Source organism: Faecalicatena contorta, from assembly GCF_022835095.1.
Classification (GTDB): Bacteria; Bacillota; Clostridia; order Lachnospirales; family Lachnospiraceae; genus Faecalicatena; species Faecalicatena contorta.
Genome location: NZ_BQNQ01000001.1, coordinates 1641778 through 1661772 on the forward strand (window position 1 = coordinate 1641778; position 19995 = coordinate 1661772).

At 47.3% G+C, this 19995-nt stretch carries 16 protein-coding genes; 14 read left to right on the top strand and 2 right to left on the bottom strand.

From position 1 onward, the window contains the following. The first annotated feature begins 8 nt into the window (after positions 1–8). The 8 genes from yqeC to MWG26_RS07260 all read left to right on the top strand — a co-directional run bounded on the left by yqeC (position 9) and on the right by MWG26_RS07260 (position 9837). On the top strand, positions 9–764 hold the full coding sequence (gene yqeC, locus MWG26_RS07225; RefSeq protein WP_181969562.1) for a selenium cofactor biosynthesis protein YqeC: 756 nt from the start codon (positions 9–11) through the stop codon (positions 762–764). Further along, positions 761–2119, top strand: coding sequence for a selenium-dependent molybdenum cofactor biosynthesis protein YqeB (yqeB, locus tag MWG26_RS07230; RefSeq protein ID WP_025655349.1), 1359 nt, complete (start codon positions 761–763; stop codon positions 2117–2119). Before yqeC ends, yqeB begins: the two co-directional genes overlap by 4 nt. Before the next feature lie 63 nt (positions 2120–2182). Then, positions 2183–4738 carry a selenium-dependent xanthine dehydrogenase gene (xdh, locus tag MWG26_RS07235; RefSeq protein WP_240285657.1) on the top strand — a complete coding sequence of 852 codons (2556 nt, stop codon included), beginning with the start codon at positions 2183–2185 and terminating at the stop codon, positions 4736–4738. 647 nt (positions 4739–5385) lie between these two features. Then, a complete protein-coding gene (modA, locus tag MWG26_RS07240) occupies positions 5386–6240 on the top strand; it encodes a molybdate ABC transporter substrate-binding protein (protein WP_025655352.1) in 855 nt (284 codons plus the stop codon). A 29-nt stretch (positions 6241–6269) separates the two neighbouring features. Then, positions 6270–6944 carry a molybdate ABC transporter permease subunit gene (gene modB / locus MWG26_RS07245; protein WP_025655353.1) on the top strand — a complete coding sequence of 225 codons (675 nt, stop codon included), beginning with the start codon at positions 6270–6272 and terminating at the stop codon, positions 6942–6944. Positions 6945–6996: 52 nt separating this feature from the next. Further along, positions 6997–7344 (top strand): winged helix-turn-helix domain-containing protein, encoded by a 348-nt coding sequence (locus MWG26_RS07250; RefSeq protein WP_025655354.1) that lies wholly within the window; start codon positions 6997–6999, stop codon positions 7342–7344. 207 nt (positions 7345–7551) lie between these two features. Next, positions 7552–8262 (top strand): DUF975 family protein, encoded by a 711-nt coding sequence (locus MWG26_RS07255; protein WP_025655355.1) that lies wholly within the window; start codon positions 7552–7554, stop codon positions 8260–8262. An 894-nt stretch (positions 8263–9156) separates the two neighbouring features. After that, positions 9157–9837, top strand: a complete 681-nt coding sequence (locus MWG26_RS07260) for a YczE/YyaS/YitT family protein (protein ID WP_025655356.1) — start codon at positions 9157–9159, stop codon at positions 9835–9837. Positions 9838–9886: 49 nt separating this feature from the next. Here MWG26_RS07260 and MWG26_RS07265 read toward each other — a convergent pair whose 3' ends face one another. Next, positions 9887–10195 carry a hypothetical protein gene (locus MWG26_RS07265; protein WP_025655357.1) on the bottom strand — a complete coding sequence of 103 codons (309 nt, stop codon included), beginning with the start codon at positions 10193–10195 and terminating at the stop codon, positions 9887–9889. Between the two features lie 115 nt (positions 10196–10310). Here MWG26_RS07265 and MWG26_RS07270 point away from each other — a divergent pair, with 115 nt between their 5' ends. The 5 genes from MWG26_RS07270 (at position 10311) to MWG26_RS07290 (ending at position 17901) form a co-directional block, all read left to right on the top strand. Continuing rightward, positions 10311–13322, top strand: coding sequence for an EAL domain-containing protein (locus MWG26_RS07270; protein ID WP_025655358.1), 3012 nt, complete (start codon positions 10311–10313; stop codon positions 13320–13322). Positions 13323–13492: 170 nt separating this feature from the next. After that, positions 13493–14467: an alpha/beta hydrolase gene (locus MWG26_RS07275; RefSeq protein ID WP_025655359.1), complete on the top strand. Its 975-nt coding sequence runs from the start codon at positions 13493–13495 to the stop codon at positions 14465–14467. Positions 14468–14662: 195 nt separating this feature from the next. Next, positions 14663–15826, top strand: a complete 1164-nt coding sequence (locus MWG26_RS07280; RefSeq protein ID WP_025655360.1) for an SAM-dependent methyltransferase — start codon at positions 14663–14665, stop codon at positions 15824–15826. Positions 15827–16027: 201 nt separating this feature from the next. Further along, on the top strand, positions 16028–16906 hold the full coding sequence (locus tag MWG26_RS07285; protein WP_025655361.1) for a DMT family transporter: 879 nt from the start codon (positions 16028–16030) through the stop codon (positions 16904–16906). A gap of 101 nt (positions 16907–17007) precedes the next feature. Next, positions 17008–17901 carry a hypothetical protein gene (locus MWG26_RS07290; RefSeq protein ID WP_025655362.1) on the top strand — a complete coding sequence of 298 codons (894 nt, stop codon included), beginning with the start codon at positions 17008–17010 and terminating at the stop codon, positions 17899–17901. Between the two features lie 167 nt (positions 17902–18068). Here MWG26_RS07290 and MWG26_RS07295 read toward each other — a convergent pair whose 3' ends face one another. Further along, the gene (locus MWG26_RS07295; protein WP_025655363.1) at positions 18069–18953 is read right to left on the bottom strand and encodes a MurR/RpiR family transcriptional regulator; all 885 of its coding nucleotides are present in this window, start codon (positions 18951–18953) and stop codon (positions 18069–18071) included. A gap of 337 nt (positions 18954–19290) precedes the next feature. On the opposite strand from MWG26_RS07295, the gene MWG26_RS07300 reads away from it, so the two are divergent. Beyond that, positions 19291–19974, top strand: a complete 684-nt coding sequence (locus MWG26_RS07300; RefSeq protein ID WP_025655364.1) for a cyclase family protein — start codon at positions 19291–19293, stop codon at positions 19972–19974. The last annotated feature ends 21 nt before the right edge of the window (positions 19975–19995 follow it).

Genomic DNA, 19995 nt, shown 5'->3' on the forward strand with positions numbered 1-19995 from the left:
GGCGGCACATGATAAAAGCATACCGGGAGGGAAAACTGGTACAGTTCCCCTCCATTCTGGAGGCATTAAATATAGAAAAGTCAACGGCTCCCGTTCTCTCATTCACAGGAGCGGGAGGCAAGACAACACTGATTACACGGATGGCTGAGGAGTATCTGCGAAGGGGAACAAGAGTTGTAGTGACGACGACTACCCACATGATGGCCTGGGATTACCCGTGGTTTCTTCTGGAGCCCTCGGCAGAGCAGATGGAAAGAATCCTGTCTGACGAAGGCATGGTATGGCTGGGCCTTCCCGCCGGTGATGGAAAAATGCAGGCTCCACCCCGCGGGTTTCTGCAGCTGGTTTTAGAGATGGGATACCCGCTTCTGATCGAGGCAGACGGTGCGAAGAGGTTCCCGGTCAAAGCGCCTGCTTCCCATGAGCCGGTGCTGCTCCCCGAGACCACACATGTGATCAATGTCTGCGGACTGGACAGCCTTGGAAAGCCCATGGAAGAAGTCTGTTTCCGGCCGGAGATTGCTGCCGAACTGCTGCAAAAACAAAAAGCGGATCCGGTCACCCAGGAAGATATTGTAGAGCTGGCGCTGGACAGCCGGGCCGGGAAAAAGCATGTAATGCCCCATATGTCTTATCAGCTGATTTTGAACAAAGCAGACGGTACGAAGGACGAGGCAAATGCCCTGGAAATCTGCAGATTGGCAGAAAAAAGGGGATTTACACAGATCACAGTAACAGCAGGAGGAAGACAGATACAGAGATGAGAATACTAATCAAAGGCGCGGGAGATCTGGCAACAGGAATCGCTTCGCGCCTCTATCACAGCGGGCACCAGATTGTCATGACAGAGATCGCAGTCCCTCTGACGGTGCGCAGAATGGCGGCGCTTTCCAGAGCTGTTTATGAGGGGACAGCCGTCGTAGAGGATATGAAAGGCATTCTTGTATATTCGGAAAAGGAAGCAGAACAGGTTCTGGCGGACGGGGACATTGCAGTGATTGTGGACGCAAACGCTAAAATAGCCGCGGGACTTCAGCCGGATGTCATTGTGGATGCAATACTGGCGAAAAGAAATACCGGGACCAAAATAACAGACGCTCCCTTTGTGATTGGAGTGGGCCCGGGATTTACTGCGGGAATCGACTGCAATTGTGTTGTGGAAACAAAAAGAGGGCACACACTGGGGAATATTTTTTATTCTGGCAGTGCGCTTCCAAACACCGGAATTCCGGGGGATGTGGGAGGTTATACGACAGAACGCCTGATCCGCGCCGCAGCAGATGGGGAGATGCAGCCGCTGGCAGCCATTGGGGATATCGTAGAAAAAGGCCAGGCGGTTGCTGTTACCGGTGGAAAAGAAGTATATGCCCGGATGAGCGGCGTGATCCGGGGATTGCTTCAGCCCGGCGTCCGTGTAAGCAAAGGACTGAAAATCGGGGATATCGATGCACGCTGCGAGAAGTCCCACTGCTTCACCATTTCCGACAAAGCGAGGGCCGTGGGCGGAGGGGTATTGGAAGCGGTAACCCGGCATGAACATCTGAGGGGAAAATATGCCCTTGTTGTGCTTGCCGCAGGAAAAAGCACACGGTTTGGGGAAAACAAGCTCCTGGCACAGATTTCCGGCAGACAGATGTTTGAATATATGCTGGACAAAATTAGTGCGTTCGGAGCCTTCCCAACATTTATTGTGACGGGGTATGAAGAGATTGAAGAAAAAGCAAGGCGAAAGGGGATACGGGTTGTGAGAAACGATGAGCCTGAACTGGGGATTTCCCGTTCTGTCAGGCTGGGAGTAGAAGCCTGTACAGAGCAGTTTCCTGATATCCAGGGCATTCTTTTTTCCGTATGTGATCAGCCCGCTTTGCATACGGCCACGATCCAGCGGATACTCAATGCTGCAGGTCTCCACAGGGGAAAGATTATCAGCGCCTGCCATCAGGGCCGGCCGGGCAATCCGGTTCTCTGGGACAAAAAGTTCTTCCACAATCTCAGGCGGCTTTCCGGAGACAACGGAGGGCGCCAGATTATGTCCGGTCTGCAGGACAAAGTAAGATATGTGGAAACACAGGAAGAAGAATTAAAAGATATTGACTTTCGGTCAGATCTTTCAGAATAAAGTTCCGGGAAACGTAACAGTTCAGGCTTGCCTGAACGGTTACCGGGAAAAGGAGGGTATTATATGTTTACAGTACATGTAAATGGAAAAGATTATCAGGCAGAGCAGGACAAAAAGCTGATGCGGTTTCTGCGTGACGACCTCCGTCTGACATCCGTGAAAGACGGGTGCAGCCAGGGAGCATGCGGCACCTGTACGGTTCTGGTAGACGGAAAGACAACGCGTGCATGCATTCCCATGATTTCTAAAATGGAGGGCAAATCCATTGTAACAGTTGAGGGATTAAGCGAAAGAGAAAAAGAAGTGTATGCTTATGCTTTTGCCATGGCTGGCGCCGTTCAGTGCGGCTTCTGTATTCCCGGCATGGTCATGAGCGCAAAGGGCCTGATCGATGTCAACCCAGATCCGACCCGCCTGGAGGTGATAGCGGCGATCCGCAATAACATCTGCCGGTGCACAGGATATAAGAAGATTATCGATGGAATCCTTCTCAGCGCCAGAATATTCCGGGAAAATCTTCCTGTGGCGGACAACAGCGGCATCGCACTGGTAGGCGATGCAATCCAGAGGATTGATGCCAGAGAAAAGGTGTTGGGAACCGGGGAATATCCGGACGATATCTATCTTGACGGCATGATCTACGGCAGCGCAGTGCGTTCCGAATATCCCAGGGCAAAAGTACTGGCGATCCACGCGGAGGAGGCACAGGCGCTGGAAGGCGTGATCGGAGTCTATACAGCAGAGGACATTCCGGGGCAGGTAAAGGTAGGCCACCTGAAGCAGGACTGGGATACCATGATTCCGGTCGGGAAAACCACGCATTACCTCGGGGATGCGATCTGTCTTGTGGCGGCGGAAACACCGGAAATACTTGAACGGGCTAAGAGCCTTGTGAAGGTGGATTACGAAGTGCTGGAACCAGTGCTCAGTCCCTTTGACGCCATGAAAGAGGATGCGCCGCTTGTTCATGCATCCGGAAATATTCTGGCCCATGAGCATCTGGTCCGGGGAAATGCCGACGAGGTCATTGCTAATTCGAAATATAAAGTAACAAAGCATTACGAAACACCATGGACCGAGCATGCATTTCTGGAGCCGGAGTGCGCGGTCGCCATGCCGTTTGACGATGGGGTATTTATTTATTCTACAGACCAGGGTACATACGATACCCGGCACGAATGCTGTATCATGCTGGGACTCCCTCCGGAGAAGGTGATTGTGGAAAACAAACTGGTCGGCGGCGGATTTGGCGGAAAAGAGGATGTCAGCGTCCAGCATCACGCAGCACTTCTAGCGTACCTGACGAAACGGATCGTAAAAGTAAAGCTCTCCAGGCAGGAAAGCATTGTTATCCATCCAAAACGCCATCCCATGTGGATGGATATCACAACAGCCTGTGACGAGAACGGCATGCTGACCGCGATGAAGGCTGTAGTCGTATCGGACACAGGAGCCTACGCTTCCCTGGGCGGGCCTGTGCTACAGCGTGCCTGTACACATGCAGCGGGGCCGTATAATTTCCAGGTAATTGATATAGACGGAAAGGCAGTGTACACGAATAATCCGCCTGCCGGTGCGTACAGAGGCTTCGGAGTAACCCAGACCTGTTTTGGATCTGAGAGGAACCTGGATCTGCTGGCAGAGATGGTTGGTATCTCTCCCTGGGAGATCCGTTACCGTAATGCCATACGCCCTGGCCAGGTGTTGCCGAACGGACAGATTGCCGATGGCTCCACGGGTGTTGCGGAAACATTGGAAGCCGTAAAAGACATCTATGAGAGTGAACCCTATGCCGGAATTGCCTGTGCCATGAAAAATGCGGGCGTAGGAGTGGGACTGCCCGACTGGGGACGCTGCCGCCTGCTGGTAAAGGACGGAAAAATACAGATCCATGCAGGTGCGTCCTGCATCGGGCAGGGACTTGGCACGGTTCTGACACAGGTGGTATCCGAGACGACCGGCCTGCCGGTTGACTGTATCAAGTACTGCCAGCCAAATACCGCGGATTCCCCCGATTCAGGAACCACTTCCGGTTCACGGCAGACACTCATTACCGGGGAGGCTGCGAAGCGGGCGTCGGAAGATCTGAGAAACGAGCTGGCAGGGCAGACACTGGAGGCTCTGGAAGGAAAAGAGTATTACGGTGAGTATCTCGCCAAGACAGATAAGATGGGCAGCGATGTGCCGAATCCGGTGTCTCATGTGGCCTATGGTTATGCAACGCAGGTATGTGTCCTGAACGAGGACGGAACGGTCAAGAAAATGGTGGCGGCCCACGATGTGGGCAAAGCCGTGAACCCGGTCAGCGTGGAAGGCCAGATAGAAGGCGGCGTTGTGATGGGAATGGGATACGCACTTACAGAAAGATATGAGATCAAGGACGGGTATCCGGTATCCAGATTTGGTACGCTGGGGCTGTTTAAGGCGGATAAGGTGCCGGAACTGGTTTCCCTTATCGTGGAAAAACCAGGCGTGGACGTGGGGTATGGGGCTATTGGAATTGGAGAGATCACATCCATACCAACGGCGCCGGCTGTTGCGGGGGCTTATTATAAATGGAATGGGGAATTCCAGACTGTATTGCCGCTGGAGGGGACTCCTTACTCTAAGAAAAAGTAGAGCGGGGGTTGGCGACGAGATTTCGTCTTGGCGCGGATGGGGACGCTCTGTGAAGGGATAGCCGAAAGCCTTCCGGACAGCATCCATGTCCTTTCAAAAATGCGGCCACGGGCCTAAGAAATTCTAGGTGGGAAACAGCCGTGAAAATGGAGCACAGCTGACACATCACGTGAAATCGGATGATTTCTCGCGCTGGGTCAGCTGAATTTTTGATTCGGAATCAAAAATTCTCTCCATTTTCACGGCTGTTTCCCACCAAGAATTACTAAGCCCCGTTTTGAGCGTCTTTGAAAGGACATGGATGCTGTCCGGAAGGCTTTCGGCTATCCCTTCACAGAGCTGGTGCAACCGGCCGGCAGGAAAAGACTCGTTCCTAAGGGGGCCTTGAACGGGGGCAGTGAATGGGATTGGACTGGCGGGGATTTTATATCTTCGGGAAGGATTAGAAGACTGGGGGATTGGAAAAGGATTAAAACAGTGTGCTGAACGGTATAAATTGATCTGTATAAAATCGGATGAAAACTTACCCGAAAACTTCCTGGATAAGCAAGTTGTTTTTGTAAATAACTTGCTGTATAATATGTACAGTGGACTTTATATTGGCTGATATGAGGTTTAATAGAAAAATAGAAAAAAGGAGAAAGACTATGAAAAAGTTTAAAAGAGCAGGAAGTGTGTTTCTTACGGCAGTGATGATAGGGGTTTTGGTATTTGGGTGTTCTTCTAACAAGGAGGAGAAAAGGGCTGACGTGAAAGGCGGTGCAAAAACAGAGGTACAGGATGCCGAGGATAAGGGGGCGGAAGAACCTGTAAAATTACTTGTTGCAGCGGCAGCCAGTCTGGAGTATTCTTATGAGGACGAACTGATTCCGATGTTTGAGGAGGAGAATCCAAACATTACCGTAGAGGGGACATACGATAGTTCGGGGAAATTACAGACGCAGATCGAGGAAGGGATCGAGGCTGATGTATTTATGTCGGCCGCTATGAAGCAGATGAATGCATTGGCGGACGAAGATCTGGTGGACAAGGATTCCGTAGTGGAGCTTCTGGAGAATAAAATCGTGCTCATTACCTCTGCAGATTCTGTCCTGGATCTGAAGGAATTTACGGATATTACGAAAGCCGGATCGATTGCAATTGGCGACCCGGCAAGTGTTCCGGTAGGGCAGTACTCACAGGAAGCGCTTACATCTCTTGGGATCTGGGAGGAAGTGTCAGCAAAAGCGAGTCTTGGTACGAATGTAACAGAAGTGTTGAACTGGGTTGCTGAGGGAAGTGCGGAGGCAGGGATCGTTTATGCTACCGATGCAGCGACAACGGATAAAGTGAAAGTAGTAGCAGAGGCGCCGGAAGGCAGCCTTGCAGATAAGGCAGTCTACCCGGTAGGTGTTGTGTCTGCTACAGCACAGAAAGAAGCAGCGGAGAAATTCGTGGATTTCCTGCAGAGTGACAAAGCAATTGCAGTATTTGAAAAATATGGATTTATACAGAATAAATAATATAAGAAAATGAAAGCGGAGGGCTCAGGATGGATTTATCACCGATACTGATATCGATGAAAACAGCAATGACGGCGATTGTGATTACCTTTTTTGCAGGGATTGCAGTCGCATACTGGGTTGTAAACATGAAGCATGAAAGGATCAAAATGGTTTGTGACGGAATCCTGACCCTGCCACTTGTGCTCCCCCCCACTGTGGCCGGCTTTTTCCTGTTGTATATTTTCGGGATTAAGCGTCCGGTCGGTAAACTGCTCCTGGATTTTTTCGGAGTAAAAATTGCATTTTCCTGGTGGGCAACCGTCCTGGCGGCAGTGGTCATATCATTTCCTTTGATGTACCGCTCTGCGCGCGGGGCCTTCGAACAAGTGGATTTTAATCTGCTCTACGCGGGAAGGACGCTGGGAATGTCGGAGTGGAGTATTTTTTGGAGGATTCTGATCCCAAACGCTCTTTCAGGTATCTTATCCGGTGGGATTCTGGCCTTCGCAAGAGGGCTGGGAGAGTTCGGGGCCACGGCCATGATTGCTGGCAACATTGCAGGAAAAACGCGCACCCTTCCCCTTGCGGTCTACTCCAATGTGGCGGCAGGGGACATGCATGGGGCATATCAGTATGTACTGATTCTGGTTGTAATCTCGTTCTTTGTAGTAACAGGAATGAATTATGTAACCTACGTGTTTGGTAAATACGGCCGGAGATAAGCGCTGCCTCCGGAAGAAAAAAAAGAAAAAGGAAAAGAGAGAAGGTGCTGCTATGTTTCATCCGGTTATAAAACTGAAAGTCTACAACGAAGATCTGGTATTTGGTCCGGGTCTGATAACGTTACTGGAATACCTCAGGCAGACAGGTTCCATGAAAGAAGCATGCGCCGCCATGGGAATGTCCTACAGCAAAGGCTGGAAGATCATGAACCGGGCGGAAAAAGAACTGGGATACGAGCTTTTACTGCGCAGGCATGGCGGCAGTATGGGAGGAAAATGCGAACTGACAGAAAATGGAGATTCCTTAATCATAAGGTATCGAAATATGGAAAAGAAAGTAAATGAACAGACACGGAAGGCCTTTGAAGAATATTTTCCAGAGTATAAGCCCGAAGCCTGATGGCCGCCGTCAAAGACATCAGGATAGAATCTGTCTTGATGTATCACTAAAATAGGTCTGGCAGATGAACCGTTATCTACACCTAGTACATCCCCTCCCAATTTTTAATTTTAAGTTAATAATGATCGATTCGGTAGATTTCCACAGTCAATTGGAGTATAATAAACAAGGCTTGTGAAAAAGCTGATTATACAGGAGGTTGAGATTATGTGGACGAGATATGATTTAAAGATGAGAGGACGGGAGGCATTCCTGAGAAATTACTGGGCTTCGGTTGTTGTTGCACTGGTGATGTCCGTTGTAGCAGCGGTTTTCAGCGCCACAAGTTCTCATGGTTCCAGGGGATTCCGTGGAAATTATAGTGGGTGGGGTTATTTTTCAGAGTATTCCCTGATTTGGGCTGCGCTTGCAGGAATCGCTGCAATATTGGGCATAGGTTTACTGCTGCTGGCCATTTTCGTCGGTAATGTACTAATCGTCGGCGGCTGCCGTTATTTTGTACTTAACCAGACAGAGATGCCGACAGTAGGATATCTTGGATACGGGTTCAAAACCGGTCATTATGGCAACATAGTCCTGGTCATGTTCCTGCGTGATTTGTTTACCTTTTTATGGACTTTGCTGTTTGTCGTGCCGGGAATCATCAAGCATTACGAATACCTCATGGTGCCGTATATTCTGGCCGAGAATCCTGGAATGGGGAGAGAGGAAGCATTTCTGATCAGTAAGAAGATGATGATGGGACAGAAATGGGAAGTATTCGTTCTTGATTTATCCTTCCTGGGATGGAGGATACTTGAATATATAACATTTGGAATAGTTGGGATATTCTATGTAGAACCTTATTATCAGGGAACAATGGCGGAACTATACAGCGTAAACAGAACATTGGCTTACCAGAATGGGTATATTCGGTAGGGGGCGCCTGCCTGTGACGGTTTATATTGCACCGGAGGGGATCTCTGTGGGTGCTTTGGGATACCGGCCGTTCAGCCTAGTACTGTGTTGCGCAAATAACGAGTACTATATCACAGTTATTTGCGCAACGCAGTACTCGTTTTCGTAAGGATAAAATTGGAAAATCTGATGGAACCAGCGACATGCAGCCTCAAATCTGATGATTTGAGGCCTTAGTCGCCTCAGACTTTGCCTGGTAAGGCAAAGCCTGTCCATCAGATTTTTCAATTTTATCCTTACGAAAACACGGCACACTTAGAGGCATCCCAAAGCACTCACAGAGATCCCCTCCGGTGCAGCATAAACCGTCACAGGCAGGCTGGGTACATCCTGGCGGAGGTGAGGATATGGGTGGAAGTGTAACAGAGGGGACGCTATACGGTTGAAGACGGAACGGGGGAAGGCTGATCTGACGGAATGGGGAATGATAAAAGGAAAGAGCTGTTGCAGTTTGTATGTGCAGCAGCTCTGAGAAAAGGGAAAATCTATCTGTTGTTTTGAATTGTTTTATTAGGCGAAGTCCAATGGCCGCAGATGCAGTGCTGCAAGTGCAGCCATTGTCTTCTGTTTTTCATGTTTATAGAATATCAGGTAATTGTGAATGCATTGTGACAACATTTGGAAAATTTTATTAATTAAATATAAGATATTCATAAACTGTATAATAGAAGAGGGTGCATATCGGATCGTGCATTTACCGTATCGGCATGCGGTAACGTTGAAGCTGAGGCAGCAGGCTCCTTCGCCCAGGCCAGTTTCTATGGCTTTGCGGTTCTATTTTCAATTGAATATTAAGGGCTGTCAGGATATAATAATTCTATAGTTATCTTGAAAGAAGATTCTGGGGGATTGGTTATGGAGAAAAATGAAATGAAAAAAGAAAAGTTTGCTTCTGATACTTCAAAACGGAGCGCAAAAGATTGGGTGAGGGCGCTGGCAGTCCTGTTGGGAGGATTGATCGTGGCGCATTTGGGGGTCACTCTTTTTCTGTTGTCTGAGCTGGGAACAGATACATTTACGGTCTTCATACAGGGGCTTGCGAGGACGGTGCATTTGACTGTGGGGACGGTACACGTGATTATACTTTGCATTTTGATGGTTATGATGCTGTTGACCACAAAGGGGTACATAAAACCGGGAACCGTAGTGTGTGCGTTCTGCGGCGGCCCTATTATTGATTTGTTTACGTGGCTGTTTCAGGGATATATTAACGGAAGTGCTTCCTTGATTCTTAGGATCTTCAGTATGCTGGCGGGATGTGTAATTTTGTCTGCAGGAATGTCAATTGTAATCAACAGTAATGCGGGAACTGGGCCGAATGATCTGGTTGCCATCATATTATCGGATAAATTGGAAAAAATAGAGTTCAGATGGGTCAGAGTTGGATGCGACTTATTCTTTGTTGTGCTGGGATTTTTCCTCGGAGGAACAGTCGGTATCGGTACAATTGTGGCTGTTTGCCTAACGGGGCCGCTGGTTCAATTCTGGCTTCCGAAAACGAAAAAATTGGTGGCAGGGATCGAAAAAGGGCGGTAAGCTCCTGGGAAAATAAACCTTTCATGGACCGTCAGATGGAGCAGGGACATCAGACGGTTCCTTTATGGACAATGTGCATGGCATTTTTGGAGGATTCCTGCCAAAGCTCTTTTTTCTGGTCATACATATGGTACAGCCATTCTATGGCCGAGTCCATGCCCTCGTCTGACATGGGAAAGGATTCATGCTCTTTCTTTTCTTCGGGGGTTTTTTCAAAAGACCAGGGTTCCGGGTAAACGGTAACTGTAAATGTCTCTTTGCTGTCATCTACCCTGAATATATAGCGCATTCCGCCATGGGATCCGGAAAAGGGCTCCCTTTTAAGTCCTCCTACGGGGATTAGCTTTTTATCGATCATAAGCGTCACATACCTTTCTTAATGCTATAGGTAACGGGGATCCGTTCTGCAGAAGATTATAGCATATTTCAGGAGGACACGGCAATATAATTAATTCAGGCTCAGGAGGGCAGATATGAATGATATGATGAGCAGTACCGACAATTTAGTCTATATAATCGATGAAACATATCACATAGTTCATTTTAATGATGTGCTGCAGGACGTGTACCCGGAAATGCATTCCGGGGATACTTGTTACGAGGTGCTCTGCGGGAATAGCTCTCCGTGCCGGAAATGCCCGCTTGCAGAGTGGAATGCTTCCACGGTGGAGATGTATAATGAAAAATTAAAGTGCTGGGTGGAACTGAATACCGGGAAGATCGATTGGCCCGGGAAAGGAGCATGCAGCATTATTATTTCCAGAAATATTCCGGAACATCAAGTGCCGGCGGCAAACGCAGGAGGAGCTGGCGCAGAAGGTATTCATTCTCTCACCGGACTCTATAAAAAAGGAGAATTCTTTCAGGCAATGGAGGCCTTTCTGCGGGACGCGGGGGAGGAAAGGTATTGCCTTGCGGCCGTGGATATTGAACATTTTAAGCTGTTTAATGAGTGGTATGGGAAAAAGGCGGGGGATGAATTTCTGGTAAATTTCGCAAAGTGTCTGAGAGAGATCAGAAATGAATACGGCGGGCTGGCCGGTTATTTTGGGGAGGATGATTTTTGTCTTCTGATTCCCTGTGTTGAGGCAAATCTGGACTGCATGCAGAACCGCATTCTGAGATTTGTCAGACAGTACAGAGGGAATGCCGGGTTTCTGCCGGCCTTTGGCGTGTATGAGATCACGGACAAATCCGTGCCCGCCAGCATGATATATGACAGGGCTGCGATTGCGATGTCTATGGTAAAGGGAAATTATGCAAACCGAATGTGCCGGTATGATGCAGTTATGATGCAGAGAATGGAAGAGAAACATTTGATGCTTTCGGAGGTGCAGAGAGGACTGGAGAACGGAGAATTCACATTCTATCTGCAGCCAAAATGCAATATGGGTACAGGCCGCATTGTGGGAGTGGAGTCCCTGGTAAGATGGCAGCATCCGGAACGGGGGCTGGTCACGCCGGGGGCGTTTATACCGCTTTTGGAACAAAGCGGATTTATTGCCAAATTGGATCTGTATATCTGGAAAGAGGTCTGCAGATATCTTAGAAAATGGCTGAATGAGGGGAAGACGCTTCTTCCGATTTCAATAAATGTATCCAGGGTGGATATTTACACGCTGGACGTGGTGGAGTGCCTAAAAAATATGGCAGAGGAGTACTGCCTTCCGGCAAATCTTCTGGAGATCGAGATTACCGAGAGTGCTTATGCGGAGGAATACCAGAAGATTACAGGTGTGGCAGAGCAGCTGCGCAGCGCAGGATTTACGGTTCTGATGGATGACTTCGGAAGCGGCTATTCTTCACTGAATATGCTGAAAGATATTAATGTCGATATCCTGAAAATTGATATGAAGTTTTTGGATATGGATGAAAAGAGTGCGGATAAGGGGCTGGGAATACTCGAGGCCATTATCAGGATGGCAACGCTCATGGGACTGCGTATTATAGCAGAGGGTGTGGAAACCGGAGAACAGGTTAAGGTGCTCCTGGAAATGGGGTGCCTGTACGGACAGGGATATTATTTTTTTCAGCCGCTTACCATTGAGAGTTATGAAAGATTGCTGGAGACTCCGGAAAACTTTGATTTCAGAGGGATTAAGGCCAGGGATGTAAAAAGCCTCCGTATTAAGGAGCTTCTGAATGCGGACATATTCAGTGAGACAATGATCCATAATATACTGGGCGGGATCGGGATTTATAAAGTGTCCGGCGGCCATGTAGAATTGCTGCAGGTAAATGAACATTATTATAAGGTTACTGGAAGCAGTCCGATTGATCTGGAAGCGCAGCGTCTGCAGTTCCAGAGCGGAATATATGAGGCGGACCGGAAAGAACTTCTGGACATCTTTCAACGGGCGGATAAAAACAGGCTGAACGGCGGCAGCGGACAGATCCGTCATATCCTGGCCGATGGTTCTGTCATCTGGATACAGCTGCATGCCTTTTTTCTGAAGGCACAGGAGGACGGCAGAATCTATTATGGAGCCGTTTCAGACGTTACGGAACAGAGACGGCGGGAGCAGATCATAACGGAAAATATGAAAACACTGGAGATATTCCGCAGTCAGGCGCTGTATGATTTTAAAGTCTGCCTCACAAGGAAAAGCGTGTGCGGCGAAAGTCTTGACAGCTGGGTGGGCGAGACTGGATGCAGCCAGATTATGCTGTTAGAAGGTGCATCGGATTACATGTGCAGCGAACTGATTCTGCCTCGTTATCGGGATCTGTTCCGGACATTTACGGATACAGAAAGAATGTATCAGGCGTATCAAAACGGCAAGGTTATGGAAAGCCTGGATTATCAGCGGATGTACAAGGGGACATCGAGCTGGATGCGGATGCTCATGCACTATACCCGGTCTGAGGAAAACGGTGAGGTCTATGCCTATATTTTTGTGACAGATATTGACGCGCAGAAGAAGCAGGAGCTTCAGCTGGCCAGGATGGCCGAGACGGATGCTATGACAGGCCTGTATAACCGCTGTACTGCCAAGAAGAAGATAGAGGATTATATGAAAGAATATCCGGATGAGGAGTCGGCAGTGATTATGTTTGATATGGATAATTTTAAGACGGCAAATGATGTATTTGGGCATGCGTACGGGGATTCCATGATCCGTAAAAATGCGGAGAAGCTGAACAGCTATTTCAGGGAGAATGATATTGTATGCCGTATGGGCGGAGATGAATTCCTTGTTCTATGCAGGAATATCAGGGAAGAAGCAGTGAATGAGAAACTGAGGCAGATCCTTTCCGATATGGAGGTTACTTACCATACAGGAAAAAAGGCAATTAAGTTTTCGATATCGGCTGGGTATGCGATGATTCCGCGGCAGGGAAATACATTTGACGAGCTGTACAGGAAAGCGGATACTGCGCTGTTCACGGCAAAAATGAATGGAAAAAGTACATTCGTTCAATACGATTCCGGAATGAAGGAGGTTCGTCCGGAACTGGCAGATCCGGAAAAGGCTCCGGAATAAAAGGAAAGAGTCACAGTAACTGTGACTCAAGGGGGAAAAAGTTTATGAAAAAGTGTTCTTTTCTTTTGAACAATTATAGTATACCTTTTACTTGTGGAAAAATTGTGATGCATTTTTGAATGAATTGTAAACAGTTATAAAATAAATTATGAAGAGCGGCGATATATAGAATGAAACGAGTATGGAAAAGAATCTTTCTGGCTGCAGGTATCATGTGCGCTTTGGATTGTGTGGCAGTTGGTACATTTTTCAGTATGGCGGTGGGGCGCTCCTGTGTCTTTTTCCGAAAAAAGAGAGACAAAAGGAAAAAACTGCGCAAGAGGACAGTACAGGAAGAGGCGGAAGAACTTAAAGAACGCAGTGAGGGAATCCAATGGATCGAGGGGATGCACTGTGAAAGTGTGCACATAAAAAGCGAAGACGGGCTGAGACTAAACGGATATTATCTAGAGGCAGAGCAGGCGGAACGGGTTGTTGTGATGTTCCATGGCTGGCGTGGATCCTGGCGGCATGATTTTGGGGCATGCCTGAAATGGCTTTACAAAGAAAACAGCAGCCTTCTGCTCGTAGAGCAGAGGGCGCAGGGGGAAAGTGAAGGAAAATATATGGGATTCGGGCTGTTGGAACGCAGGGACTGCCGGATATGGTTAAATTGGCTGGCAGAAAGGAATACCAACCGCCTTCCGGTCTATCTTTACGGCGTATCCATGGGTGCGGCAACCGTGCTGATGGCGGCAGGGGAGAAGCTGCCGGCAGAGATAAAAGGGGTAATTGCCGACTGCGGATTTACCTCCCCTTATGAGATGGTATACCGTTTTGGACGAACGAACTTTAAACTGCGGGAACATCCGGTTATGGATCAGCTGAACTGGCTGTGCAGGAAGCGCGCCGGTTATGATCTGAAGGAATATAGTACGCTTGAGGCGATGAAACACTGCAGCGTGCCGGTTCTTTTTATCCACGGCAGGGCGGACACATTTGTGCCCTGTGAGATGACGCTTCGCAATTACGAGGCCTGTACGGCAGATAAGAAGCTGTTGCTGGTGGACGGGGCAAAGCACTGCATGAGCTTTATAAAAGACCGGGAAGGTTATACGCAAGCGGTCAGGAAAATGTTTTCCAGGGAAGAAAAATGCGGTGCCTGACTGCATCAGCGGGCGGTCAAATGGCAATACTCCGTTAAGTAGGCAGGGACAAAACGGACATGGTGTACTTCTCTTTTATTTTTATTGGTGCTATGCTTAGTGGCAGCAGTGCTGTTGAATTTTATCACTAAGATGGCAAAAGAGTACCAAACAGCCATCCTTAACTACATCATTATTAAGCTGGGAGGCAGACAGATGCTCGAAGAGAATGTTTTAGTATCGTTTTTAAAAAAGTTTGATGAACATCCATTTCTTGTGAAGATGGACAACAAAGAATACTTAATCGGAGAAGGGGAACCCACTTTCACGGTAATAATCCATAAGATGATTCCATTGACGGAACTGATGACAAGCACATCGCTTGCTCTTGGAGAGGCATACATGAACGGGGATCTGGAGGTTGAAGGCGACCTGTATGAGGCGTTGAATCATTTTCTGGGGCAGATGGGCAAATTCTCAACGGACAAAAAAGCACTTAAAAAGCTAATTTTCTCGTCCTCTGCAAAGAAAAACCAGGAGAAGGAAGTGCGCAGCCATTATGATATCGGCAACGACTTTTACAAGCTTTGGCTGGATGAGACATTAAGCTATTCCTGCGGGTATTTTGTGCATGAAGACGATACGCTTTACCAGGCGCAAGTCAACAAGGTGGATCACATTTTAGAAAAACTTTACCTTAAGGAAGGGATGACTCTGCTGGACATTGGCTGCGGCTGGGGATTTCTGCTCATTGAGGCCGCGAAAAAGTATAAGGTACATGGGACAGGGATTACACTCAGTGAAGAACAATATAAAGAATTTAACCTCCGTATCCAGGCGGAGGGGCTGGAGGACCTGCTTACGGTGGAACTGATGGATTACCGTGATCTGCCCAAAACAGGCTGGAAGTTTGAACGCGTAGTGAGTGTTGGGATGGTCGAGCACGTCGGGCGTGACAATTACCAGGAATTTATAGACTGTGTAAACAAGGTGATGGAGCCGGGCGGCCTGTTCCTGCTGCATTTTATCAGTGCATTGAAGGAGCATCCGGGCGATCCATGGATTAAAAAGTATATCTTCCCGGGCGGTATGGTTCCAAGTCTGAGGGAGGTGCTTGCAGATGTGGCGGAGGATAACTTCCATACGCTTGATGTGGAGAATCTGCGGCCTCATTATAACCGTACACTATTGTGCTGGGAGCGCAACTTCAGGGAACATATTAACGAGGTGCGGCAGATGTTTGATGAAAAATTTGTCAGAATGTGGGATCTCTATCTGTCCTCCTGTGCGGCGACCTTCAATAATGGGATCATTGACCTGCATCAGATCCTTATGACCAAGGGAATTAACAATCAATTACCTGCTGTGAGGTGGTATTAAAGGATCAAGCCGGGCCGGCAGGCTGTATGCAATGGCCGCTGAACGTTCTCCTTTTGGAAGATCCAAAATGGCGGACGTTCTTTTTGTGCAAAAAAATATACAGGTATGGATATCTTCAACGAAACAATGGATGATAGCGTTTGAAGCCGGAGCGTTTATATGATAAGATAAATTATAATACACTAAAAAATGGGGGGAGCTATGACAGCGCAGATAAAAAATGCATTGGCTATGACGGCTTTTGGAACCATCTCCATTTTTGTACGGGGGATTGCCCTTAGTTCCATGGAGATAGCCTTCTGGCGCGGGAGTATAGCGCTGGTGGTATTGTGGTTCATTAAAAAGGCCTTTTATAGAGAAAATAATATACATATCAGCAGGAAACAAAAAGTTCTTCTGTTTTTATCAGGGATGGCGGTTGGCTTAAATTGGGCACTGCTGTTTATGGCTTATGAACATACAACTATTGCGGTGGCTACGCTGGCCTATTATTTTGCCCCAGTGATTGTGATGATAGTGTCGCCCCTTTTGTTTAAAGAGCGGATGACGCTGTTTCAGCTTTTGTGTTTCGCAATGGCAACTGCAGGGCTTGTGCTTGTGGTCAGCGCCGGTAACAGCATGGCAGTCGGCAGCCGGGCGGGCATTGGTTTTGGCCTGGGAGCCGCCGTGTTCTATGCTGCTGTAGTGCTGATGAATAAATGGATCCGTGAAGGGAGCGGGCTGGAGCGTACGATCATCCAATTTTTGGGGGCAGTGTCCTTGTTGTTTGTGATTCTGATGGTACAGGGCGGGTTCCGGATCCAGGCTGCTTCCCCCGGAAGTATTGGAAATCTACTGGTAGTAGGCGTGATTTATACAGGGCTGTGCTATTGGCTGTATTTTTCATCGATAAAAGATTTAGCGGGGCAGCAGACGGCCATCCTCAGCTATCTTGATCCCTTTGTGGCAATTCTTGTCTCAACTTTGTTTTTCCGGGAACCTATACGGGTGCTTCAGGGAATTGGCGCCGTGTTAATTCTGGGATTCACCTGTCTTTACCAGATTGACAGAGGCCGGCGTGACGCCGCGGACAAGGAGTAAGCAATGGCTGTAGAAGCAGTCAACAAAAAGGGATACCCTCTGGGTATACTTAGGAAAATACAGCGTCAACTATTTACATGATACGTGAAAGCAGGTGTGATATGGGAATTCAGGAATATTTAAACGATTTATTAGGAAACCAGCTGAGGGAAATGAAATATCGATATAGAGAACAGATTGTGGCCGATATAAAGAACAGAATGTGTTCCCTGTTATCCAAATGGGACGATGAGGAATACAGGCGGACAATCTTGTTTGTAACGGATGAAGAGGCATTGTTTTATGAACCTTATGCAGCTGCCGAGGTAAAAGAATTTGTCGTTGCAGCGTTAAGAAATAGTATGCTTGAGGTAGCAGCAAGTGTCAATTGTACCCAATTTAAAATGCAGGATCCCCTGTCAAATGAAAAAATAAGACAGTTGACATCGGATGCGATTGTATATTTCAGGCAGTGCAGTTTCGCATCTTTACGGGAAGAAGCACAGAGTATGGAATTCAAAGATGTTTACGGACAAGCCATAAAGAAATATCCACTGGCATGGGATGTTTTGAAAAAGACGGCATTAATGACAGGAGAAATATTAGAATTTGCAGGGGCTGATCAAACAGTTTCCGAATATGAAGACCAGAAACTGGATTGCAGAAAATATGATAAAGTGATTTGTGATGGATATAGCCTGGAGTTTGATGAATATTTGGAGGAAGCGCTCGGAAATCTGATTTCAGGACATACGGAAGTGTTTTTTGTAGATTCGTTTAAAATATTAACGAGAAACTTTGAAAAGGTTTTGCATGTCCTTCAGATCATCCTTGAGAATGGGCGGACTTTCGTGACCTGTAATTATTATATTAGCAACGGATATATCGAAAAAAGAAAGGAAATATTGAGAGCAGCACATAGTGAAAAAGATGTACTGAAAAACCTGCGGAACATGAGGGGGACTCAGGCAGAGCTGAGAACTATCCTAAAAGGACTGGCAGATGCTGAGCTCTAAATGTATATTTCATATGATCATGATGACAGAGCTTTATTAGTACTAAGAATACTACAGAGAAATATCCCGCGGAGAACTCTGCGCTGAAAAGCATCGAGTTCCACGGGATATTTTTCTTTGATAAAGGACTTAAAATCAGTATTAACCGAAAACCCCGACTTTTCCGTCTAATGCTTATTGAGCGAAAGATACTCGTTCACATTGTCTATCAGCGGCTGCAGGCTGCTCTTTTTTTTCATCAGAACGGATAGATACAGCGTATCCAGCAGACACAGCGCAGGTACACGCTTGGCCAGTACTTCGTCCATCACATCGTAAGAAAAAGAAGCGGTCAATAAAAGAATATCCGAGTGCTTTGCCAGCGGCGCACCGGGGAAATTGGTGATGGTGATGACTTTAATGCCGTGTTCCCTTGCCACCTTAGCCAGGCTGCAGATATTGCGGGTCTTACCGGAATGTGAGATGCAGATGAGGGCATCTTCGGGCGTCATCTGTGATAAAGCGATCAGCTGCGAGTCGAAGTCTGAGGACGCCGTAGTCTGATAACCGATGCGCATGAACTTTTGGGCGGCCGAGGCGGCTATAAAATGTGCGTCTCCCGAGGCGGCAAAAATAAACCGCCTGGAGCCGGAGAGCAGATCGATTGCCTGAGACAGGGCGCCGTAGTCAATGGACTGCAGGGAATCCTGCAAATACAAGATGCAGGAATTGAATACGCTGGAGGTGATCGACTGAAGGCTGTCCGATTCTGATATACCAATATAATTAAATATATCTTCATATTCTTTCGGCAGGATATTTGCGCGCAATTCCGGATAGCCGCCGTATCCCAGCCTGCGTGCCAGACGTACGAGGGTCGCTTCGCTGCAGCCGCTTCTCTCGGCTACTTCACTGATCGTCAAAGTAGCAACGTCGGAAGGATTGCTCAGACAGAAATCAGCAGCTTTTCTCTCGGCTGATTTCAAATTATCATAAATAAAATGAAATTTAATTAGACATGCATGTGATATTTCTTTACTTTCTTTATTGATTGGCCTGTTTTTGGTGATCAAATCTCTTTGCCTCCGCAGTCATTTTTATTTTTGAATCTTATTTATAGGGTTATGTGTATTCTACCATATAAAACGGGAATTGACAATGCAGTATTGAGAGAAAACCGTGGAAAATAAAACGCCGGTGAATGAAGTCCGGCATAATATACAGAATGGAACGCGCTGTTTTGTGAAATATGTAGAAAATGCTTTCATTTTCACTTTTTGTAATTAAAAATGAAAATATTTGTTGAAAAGTAAAAAAACCTGTGATATGATTTAGTCAACAGAAAAAGCCTAGACAGCGAAAAGAAATCAAAAATAATTCAAAGGTATAAGAAAGGAAAAGGAGGATGTTATGAAAGTAAAGAAAGAGGATATTGTAGAACTTAATCATGTTTTGGAATCCGGAAAAGAAAATTTTCCCTTTGAGTCTTCATTTCGTGATGTGGTAGAACTGGATCCGAACGGGAATGCCCGTGCCCATGCAGAGGATGTCTGGTACATAGAGAGTGAGGTGAAGATGCATTCCCATGTAGGGACACACATAGAGGTTCCCTTCCACCACAAATTTGACGGCCCCGACTGTGCACAATACCCTGTGGAACGCCTGGTCGGTGAAGCGTTTATCATGGATTGTACGGGAAAGAAGGCCGGGGAATTTATTACTCTGGAAGAGATCCAAAAATATGAAGACAGGCTTCAAAAGGGAGACATGATACTTTTTTACACGGGGTTTGATAAAAAGTTCCATGACCCGGACTGGGAACCCTTTCCACATGTAGAGAAGGAAGCGGTTCTCTGGCTGATTGAAAAGTTTGACCCGCCGGTGATCGGGACGGATGCATCCGGAATTGAAGTGCCTGACGATGACCGCCAGCCGAACCATACCAATTGTTTTGAGAATAATACGGCAATTATAGAATCACTTACGAATCTGGAAGCGGTCAAAGAGGAACGTGTCACGTTATTTGTTCTGCCGCTGCGGATGAAACGGGTCGATTCTTGTGCCGTCAGAGTCATCGCAATCAGAGGCATCTAAAACACAGCAGAGATCTTATAA